General features: G+C 69.3%; 8 protein-coding genes. 5 read left to right on the forward strand and 3 right to left on the reverse strand.

The window, feature by feature from the left end; all coding sequences use genetic code 11:
* Positions 1-43: 43 nt before the first annotated feature.
* Entirely contained in the window at positions 44-1180 is a 1137-nt protein-coding gene (locus tag ACFU8Q_RS36580) for an aminoglycoside phosphotransferase family protein (RefSeq protein WP_384462986.1), read from the reverse strand.
* 231 nt (positions 1181-1411) lie between these two features.
* Here ACFU8Q_RS36580 and ACFU8Q_RS36585 point away from each other — a divergent pair, with 231 nt between their 5' ends.
* Positions 1412-2911: a hypothetical protein gene (locus ACFU8Q_RS36585; RefSeq protein ID WP_384462989.1), complete on the forward strand. Its 1500-nt coding sequence runs from the start codon at positions 1412-1414 to the stop codon at positions 2909-2911.
* A gap of 149 nt (positions 2912-3060) precedes the next feature.
* Here ACFU8Q_RS36585 and ACFU8Q_RS36590 read toward each other — a convergent pair whose 3' ends face one another.
* Complete coding sequence (locus tag ACFU8Q_RS36590; RefSeq protein ID WP_384462992.1) at positions 3061-4506, reverse strand: PP2C family protein-serine/threonine phosphatase; 1446 nt, start codon at positions 4504-4506, stop codon at positions 3061-3063.
* A gap of 343 nt (positions 4507-4849) precedes the next feature.
* Between ACFU8Q_RS36590 and rpmG the strand changes: the two genes are divergently transcribed.
* The gene (rpmG, locus tag ACFU8Q_RS36595) at positions 4850-5014 is read left to right on the forward strand and encodes a 50S ribosomal protein L33 (protein ID WP_383758066.1); all 165 of its coding nucleotides are present in this window, start codon (positions 4850-4852) and stop codon (positions 5012-5014) included.
* A 175-nt stretch (positions 5015-5189) separates the two neighbouring features.
* On the opposite strand, the gene ACFU8Q_RS36600 is transcribed toward rpmG, so the two are convergent.
* Complete coding sequence (locus ACFU8Q_RS36600; RefSeq protein WP_384462996.1) at positions 5190-5846, reverse strand: YoaK family protein; 657 nt, start codon at positions 5844-5846, stop codon at positions 5190-5192.
* A gap of 180 nt (positions 5847-6026) precedes the next feature.
* Here ACFU8Q_RS36600 and ACFU8Q_RS36605 point away from each other — a divergent pair, with 180 nt between their 5' ends.
* The 3 genes from ACFU8Q_RS36605 (at position 6027) to ACFU8Q_RS36615 (ending at position 7457) form a co-directional block, all read left to right on the forward strand.
* Complete coding sequence (locus tag ACFU8Q_RS36605) at positions 6027-6188, forward strand: tyrosine-protein phosphatase (RefSeq protein ID WP_384463004.1); 162 nt, start codon at positions 6027-6029, stop codon at positions 6186-6188.
* 168 nt (positions 6189-6356) lie between these two features.
* Positions 6357-6869 carry an ATP-binding protein gene (locus tag ACFU8Q_RS36610; RefSeq protein ID WP_384462999.1) on the forward strand — a complete coding sequence of 171 codons (513 nt, stop codon included), beginning with the start codon at positions 6357-6359 and terminating at the stop codon, positions 6867-6869.
* Between the two features lie 36 nt (positions 6870-6905).
* Complete coding sequence (locus tag ACFU8Q_RS36615; protein ID WP_384463001.1) at positions 6906-7457, forward strand: putative immunity protein; 552 nt, start codon at positions 6906-6908, stop codon at positions 7455-7457.
* Positions 7458-7651: the final 194 nt, after the last annotated feature.

Below are 7651 nucleotides of genomic sequence, written 5' to 3' on the forward strand. Positions count from 1 at the left end.
GGTGTGTCGGCACCGGACCCGCAGCGCGCGTCCCCCGGCAGGGTCAGCGAGTGCCGACCGCGGCACGTACGGCCCGGCGGGCCATCGCGCAGTCGTCGTGCAGCCGACGCAGCAGCAGCCGCTGCTCCTCGCTCGACGAGAGCACGCCCGGCCGCTCCTGACCGGCGCCCGTGGGCACCGGCTCCCGCATGGCCCGCTGGACAGCCGTCTCGTAGGTACGGATCTCCCGCGTCAGCACCAGCATCAGGTTGACCAGGAAGGCATCCCGCTGGGCGGGCCCGTTGGCCTGGGCCAGCTGACTGATCTGACGCCGCGCCCCCGGAGCGTCGCCCAGGACCGCCCACAGCGTCGCCAGGTCGTAGCCCGGCAGATACCAGCCCGCGTGCTCCCAGTCCACCAGCACCGGGCCCGTGGGCGACAGCAGGATGTTGGAGAGCAGCGCGTCACCGTGACAGAACTGCCCCATGCCCTGACGGCCGCCCGCGTGCGCCAGACCGTGCAGCAGCTTCTGCAGATCGCCCAGATCGCGGTCCGTGAACAGCCCCAGCTCGTGGTACCGGGAGATCCGCGAGGCGTAGTCCAACGGTGCGTCGAAGAGCCCCGGCGCCGGCCGCCAGGCGTTGACCCGACTGATCGCGCCCAGCGCGGCCCGCACATCGGCGCGGGGCGGGGCCTCCGACGGATGCCGGGTCAGCGCCGCCACCCGGCCGGGCATCCGCTCGATCACCAGCGTGCAGTTCTCCGGGTCGGCCGCGATGAGCCGAGGCACCCGCACCGGCGGGCGGTGCCGGACGAACGCACGGTATGCAGCTATTTCGTGACGGAACCGCTCCGACCACGCGGGGGAGTGGTCCAGTAAGCACTTGGCGACCGCGGTCGCACGTCCGGTGGAGCCGACGAGGAGCACCGAGCGGCCGCTGCGGCGCAGCACCTGCACCGGGTTGAACTCCGGGCAGATCCGCTGGACCGAGGCGATCGCCATCCTCAGCTGGGCGCCCTGCGGCCCGGAGAGGTCCAGCCGCCCGCTGAGCGGCGGTCCGCCCAGCCCAGCCGGCCGCCGCGGCCGGACCGTGCCGGGTGCCGGGGGAGCGGCATGCGGAGCGAGGTACGGCCCGCCGCCCGCCCCCAGGGGACGAAGCGGCCGGGGCGGGGCGGTCACGGAGGACGATGCTGTGTACATGGGCGAGACAGATCCCTTCGTGCGCCGACAAGTTGCGTGCACCGCCCCGGCCGGCGGCCGTTCGGCACCCTGGGGAGTACCTAGGGCTGCCGGGCGGGGTGGCGCTTTCCTACCTGACACCGGCGCGCGGGTGGCAGACCATCTGGCGGACCCTGGCGAACCCTGGCGAATAGTCGCAAGGCACCTGACAGGGGGTTACTGTCAACACAGCCGAGAACCTGGGGGCTTGACGTGACCGGAGAACCCAACACCCGCCTGTCCGACCTGTTCGGCCTCGCCGGCTGGTCCAAGGGCGAACTTGCGAGAATGGTGAACCGGCAGGCGGCGGCCATGGGCCACCCGCAGCTGGCCACCGACACCTCGCGGGTGAGGCGTTGGATCGACATGGGGGAATCCCCCCGCGATCCCGTGCCCAAGGTGCTGGCTGCCCTGTTCACCGAGCGGCTCGGTCGTGTCGTGACCATCGAGGACCTCGGGTTCGGCCGGCGCGGGCGTGTGGGGAAACGGCAAGAGGTCGGGGCGCAGGACAATCCCGACGCACTGCCGTGGGCGCCCGACCGGACGGCAGCGGTCCTCACCGAATTCACGGGAATGGACCTCATGCTCAACCGACGCGGCTTGGTGAGCGCGGGCGCCGCGCTCGCCGCAGGATCGACCATCACCGGCCCCATGCGCGACTGGCTGCACGCCGACCCTGTGCTGGCGGCCGATGCTCCAAGGACCGACGAACCGCTGTACGCCGACCCGGCCGGTTTCGACCGGTACGAGGCCGCACCCATCGGCTCGGAGGAGATCGAGGCGCTCGAACGCTCCGTCGAGGTGTTTCGCGCCTGGGACGCCTCCCGGGGCGGCGGACTGCAGCGCAAGGCCGTGGTGGGCCAGCTCAACGAGGTGGGCGGCATGCTCGCCTACCGTCACCCCGAGCATCTGCAGCGCCGTCTCTGGGGCGTCGCCGCCAACCTCGCGGTCCTCGCGGGATGGATGTCGCACGACATCGGCCTCGAACCCACTGCCCAGAAGTACTTCGTCATCGCGGCGCACGCGGCGCGCGAGGGCGGCGACCGCCCGCGCGCGGGCGAGGCGCTCTCCAGGGCGGCCCGTCAGATGGTCCACCTGGGCCGTCCCGACGACGCCCTGGACCTGATGAAACTCGCCAAGTCGGGTTCCGGGGACATGGTTCTGCCGCGCACCCAGGCGATGCTGCACACCATCGAGGCCTGGGCACAGGCGTCCATGGGCCGCGGACAGGCGATGCGACGCACGCTCGGCAAGGCAGAGGAACTCTTCGTCTCGGACAAGAGCGATGTGCCGCCCCCCAGTTGGATGCAGATGTTCGACGAGGCGGATATGCACGGCATGCAGGCCCTGGCGTTCCGAACGCTCGCCGAACACGAACCGTCGGCGGCGAGCGTGGCCCAACGTCATGCCAAGCAGGCCCTGGAGCTGCGCGCCAACGGACGCCAGCGGTCCAAGATCTTCGACTACATCTCGCTCGCCTCGGCGTGCTTCATCGCCGACGATCCCGAGCAGGCCGACCGTTACGCACGGCTCGCCCTGGTGTCGATGGGGGAGACCTCCTCGCACCGCACGTGGGACCGGTTGCGCGAAATGTACCGGCTGACGGGCCAGTACGCGGGTTACGCGAAGATCCAGGACCTGCGCGAGGAGATCGAGCTCTCACTGCCACAGAGTTCCATCATCAAGCAGCGCAAGCGTTCGTCCGAGATCTGACATGTGGGCGCCGCGATGACGGGGCGCCGGTCAACAACTTCCTTACCACCCACCGCCGTCGGAGCACGGGTTGTCGGAGCGCCGCACCTTTGGTCGGCACGTCCTTCGGTGTACCGCGTTGCCCCGCACGCCTTACGTACCGCTGTGCCTTACGCCCCGATGCGGGCGATCAGCACGCACGCGTCGTCGAGGTGCTCGGTGCCGCCGAACTCGCTGACGACCGTCCGTACGCACTCCTGTGCCGTGCGGGCCTGCGCGAAGTGCGGTGCGAGGGCGAGCAGGGCGTCCCGGCCCGCACCCCGGTCGCTGTGGCGGTTCAGGCCGTCGGTGTGCAGTACCAGCACATCACCGGCCAGCAGGTGCACTTCGTTCTGCTCGTACGCGACCCCGGAGGTCGCGCCGAGCAGGACCCCGTCCGGTGGCAGCAGCGGGCGCCCTTCGCCGTCGCGGAACAGCAGCGGTGCGGGGTGCCCCGCTTGTGCCCAGGCGAGGATGCCGGTGGACGGATCGAATCGACAGCACACCGCGCTGCCGAGGGCGGGCTGGACGGAGGATTCCAGTAGCTGATTGAGATGCCCCATCAGGGTTCCCGGCTCGATGCCGGCCACCGCCATCCCGCGCAGCGCGCCCAGCAGCATCGCCATGGCCGAGGTGGCCTGGATGCCGTGGCCGGTCAGATCGCCGACCGTGAGCACGGTCCTGCCGTCCGGCAGTTGCAGCGCGTCGTACCAGTCACCGCCGATCAGGGAACTCGACTCCGAGGGGAGGTAGTGAGCCGCGATGTCCAGCGCGCCCACTTCTTTCGAGGGCAGCTGCAGCGAGCCCCGCCACGCGGGGAGCACGGCCTCCTGGAGCTCGAGCGCCATCCGGCGCTCGGTCCGCGCCATGTGCTGCCGGTGCCGTAGCGAATCACGGCTCCGGCACACCACTTGCTGGCTGCGCCGCAGCTCGCTGACATCGCGCAGGACCGCCCACATGGAGGCGGTGCACCCGTCGGTGTCGAGGACAGGCTCGCCCATCATGTGGAGCGTACGCATCCGGCCGTCGGTCCGCAGGATGCGAAATTCGCCGTCGATCGGCTTCCCGTCGACCAGACAGCCCGTCACCAGAGAGGTGAGCAGGGGCTGGTCCTCGGGCAGGAGCATGGACGGAAGGTCGTCCAGCGAGAGCGGCCCCGCGTCGGGTGACCTGCCGAAGATCTCGAACAGTTCTTCGGACCAGGCGACTTCGTCGGTCAGCAGATTCCACTCCGCGCGGCCCACCCTGCCGATGAGCGAACCGGAACCCGGCCGGCCGGAGGTCATGTCCGGGATGCCGTGCGCCGAACTCCCCGTGGGCTGTTCCGGTACCTCCGACGGGATGCCCTCCTTGAGCTGTCCCAGCTGTGTGCCGAGATCGTCGAGGTGATGGACAGCCAGCTCGCAGAGCGCGCGCTGCCAGCGCATCTGCGGGTCTTCCTCGTCGATCAGCACCGCGTTCCGCCGCACGGCATCCACATCGCCACGCAGCCGACGGGTCCGGTTGATCAGGGCATCGACGGCATCGCGTTCGGGCGGCTGAGGGGCGGGGCGGTCCGCAGACAGATGGGACGGCATCTCGTACTCCGATACAGGCGCGGCACGACCAGGTCTGAAAGGTGGACCGTAGACGACTGTTGCACAGGCTGAGGGGGGCCGTAAGGGATTTGGCAACACTCGATGCGATGTTGCTTCTGGCATATGCCATAGGCTGCGGAAGGCGCCGTTCCGTCGAACGGACTTGCTGTCGACGGACGCTGAGGCAAGTTACCCGGCGTGCACGGACGGCTGCGCGCCTGCGTGCGCCGACTTCCGGGTGGGCGGGAATGCGGCGCGTCCCCCTTGTGTTACGGATACAGAGCGAAAACGATACCCATTCCCATGAAGGGGATGGGGTCGGAGAGAGACTCTGGAGGGACCCATGGCCCGCAGTGAGACCCGCCCCGTCGTGACGCTCCGGTCGACGGCCGGAACGGGGCAGAGCTATGTGACGCGCAAGAGTCGCCGGAACAACCCCGACCGGCTGGTCCTGCGCAAGTTCGACGCCATCGCGGGGCGGCACGTCCTCTTCCGTGAGGAACGCTGAACCCAGCCGCCGCTACGGCGGTCGGATGGCGGCGGTCCGGACGTCGGCCGGGGCTTCCCGTTGCCCCGGCCGCGGCGGCGGTTCCTGTCCGACACCCGTTACGTGTTGTGGTGCCTGTGTCTGGGCCTGTGCCCTGGGGGCCGGTACCGGGCAAGGACTGTTGGGACGGGTGCGCTCAGCCCCGGCGCGGCGGCCTGGGCACGGTCTCGGTCAGCAGGGCACAGGCCGCCGGAACCACGGCCACCACGGCAGCGGCGCCCGGCCACAGCCGTACCGCCAGCGCGGTCACGGACGCGCCCGCCACGACCGCGATCAGCCGGCCGGCCACCCAGAGGTCCCCCTGGTCCCACGACCGGAGTGTCGCACGGCCGACGAGGGACGTCAGAGTGCCGGTGAAGTAGTTGGTGGGCGTGGCGAGGACACGGCCCTGGATGCCCATGGCCACGGAAATGAGCACCAAGAGACCCAGTCGGTCCCCGTCCGAGGTGATCAGATCCAGTGCCCACAGCACAGCCCCCGCCGCGAGGAGCACCACCTCGATCAGCAGCATCACCGGTAGCGGCCACCGCAAGCGTTCGCTCATCCGCGCACCGCATACGACTCCGACGCTGTACGAAGCGAGCGCGGTGATCACGCGCAGGGCCACCCCGTGCTCCCCGACACCGGCCGCGGAAGCGCCCAGCAGCACCAGATTCCCGGTCATCACCCCGGCGAAGACCTGACCGACACAGATGAAGACGAACGCATCGGCCGCGCCGGAAGCAGCCGACAGAAGCAGCAGGGACCATGCGTCCCGCGGATCGCGCCCGGCGGGGAGAGCAGGAGTAGACACCCCTGCATTCTCGGCTCAGTCCCGCCGGAGGCGCCGACTCGCGGCCGACCCGGTGTGGCGAGCGGTGTGGCGAGCGGTACGGCCGGTCACAGTCGGGCACCGGCCGGGTGCCGGGCCGTCCGGGCTTTGTTGCTGCCTTGAAGTTCCCGCAGCAGGAACCGACAGGTAGCGTTCGATCGACTGCATAAATTCCGTGATGTGGGCGGATATCGAGGAGAAAATGACCGCCCGGTCCGCTGGGGACGGCTCTACCGATCGGCCGGGCGCTCCACGGTCGTAGGGATGTTTGTAAGCACTTCCTTGGGCTCCACCGCACGGACGGAAAGTGGCTCCACGGCGTAAGAAGTTGATCTGGCCCCACCCGACGTGAAGGGCCGTGTGCCATGCCCTCTTTGGGGTGAATGCAGTGCTCCGTCCGCTGTGCGGCGGCAGGGTTTGTGAGTCGATCACGGTCTTGTCGGAGGCTGTGCTGGTTTGTGGTCACGGTCATGTCGGGAGGCCGGGATGGGTTTGTCGCGGGCGGAGCTGTATGCCGCGATCCGAAGGGGCAAGCGTCTTGACCCGGAGGTGTCGCAGCGGACGTTGGGCGAGATACGGGGTTCACCGCAGGCTGGTTCGCCAGGCGTTGAACTCGGCGGTTTTGCCGCCGAGGAAGAAGCCGGCGCCGCGGGCATCGGTGCTGGACCTGGCCAAGGGCTGGATCGACGCGATGCTGCGGGAACATCTGGCCGCGCCGCGCAAGCAGAACATCTCGACCTGGACAAGGCCGGGGCGAAGCTCCTGTTCCAGATCTTCACCGAGCGCGAGGAGCGACGCGCTATCGCGATCACGTCGAACGCACCGTTCTCCGAGCGGAAGCAGACCTTCATCGGCCCCCGGCTCTGCACCGCGATCGTCGACCGCGTCACGTTCAACGCACACATCGTCGAGACCGGCACCGAGTCCTACCGATTCACCCAGACCCAGCGCAGCGGACTCCTGCCTCGACCCTCGGCATGGCTGTGTCCCAGAGTCTCCGTCTGAGACCGCAGGTGATCGCTCGATGGGAGAATCGGGTCCGTGACGATCGGATCTGGGGACTTTGAACTGACCATGGACGAATTGCGCGTCGTCGCACACTACGCTCTGGAGAGCGCTGAGGAAGTTCTTCCTGTGTTCGAGGACGCCAGCCCCGGCGATCCTCGGCCTCGTGCAGCCATCAACGCCGCACGGGAGTTCGTGAACGGCGCCAAGAGGACCAAACTTCAGCGCATCACCTCCTTGGACGCCCACCGGGCGGCAAAGGAAGCGACCACGGAGGCCGCACGGCTCGCTGCACGTGCCGCCGGAGATGCCGCCTCCGCGGCCTACCTCCATCCGATCGCGAAAGCCACCCAAGTCGGTCACATCCTGAGAGCCGCCGCAAGCGCCGCTCGCGTTGGAGAATTGAACGCGGACGACGATTTCGCCGTCGGGCTCCGGCTGATCGAGGAGGCTCGACAACGCGCCACACCCGTCCTGATCGATGTTCTGAACAGATACCCGCTGGCGCCGACGGGCAAGAGCCGTGCTGCACAGCTCATGACCATCCTGGACGCGTCCCTGCGCATGCCCCGCCAAGCTGAGGGTTAGCTTCGACACCGCAGCCAACCCTCGTCGACAACCGCGGCCGGCCTCCCTGACGGGAGGTCGGCCGCAGCCGTTCCGGGTCCGGCAGCCGGGTCCCAGTGCCGGCCGAACCAACGCCCGTTCTCGTCCAGCCACCGCGGACACTGGGCGGTCCACGGTCTCAGCCGAGCCGGGTCGGCAGCCTCCACGCACCTGTC

This window comes from Streptomyces sp. NPDC057543, assembly GCF_042801895.1.
In the GTDB taxonomy this organism is placed as follows: domain Bacteria; phylum Actinomycetota; class Actinomycetes; order Streptomycetales; family Streptomycetaceae; genus Streptomyces.

Bases quoted from the DNA above. Each gene is read 5' to 3' on its own strand.
- rpmG (WP_383758066.1), top strand. From the start codon at position 4,850: ATGGCCCGCAGTGAGACCCGCCCCGTCGTGACGCTCCGGTCGACGGCC.
- ACFU8Q_RS36580 (WP_384462986.1), bottom strand. From the start codon at position 1,180: ATGTACACAGCATCGTCCTCCGTGACCGCCCCGCCCCGGCCGCTTCGT.
- ACFU8Q_RS36590 (WP_384462992.1), bottom strand. From the start codon at position 4,506: ATGCCGTCCCATCTGTCTGCGGACCGCCCCGCCCCTCAGCCGCCCGAA.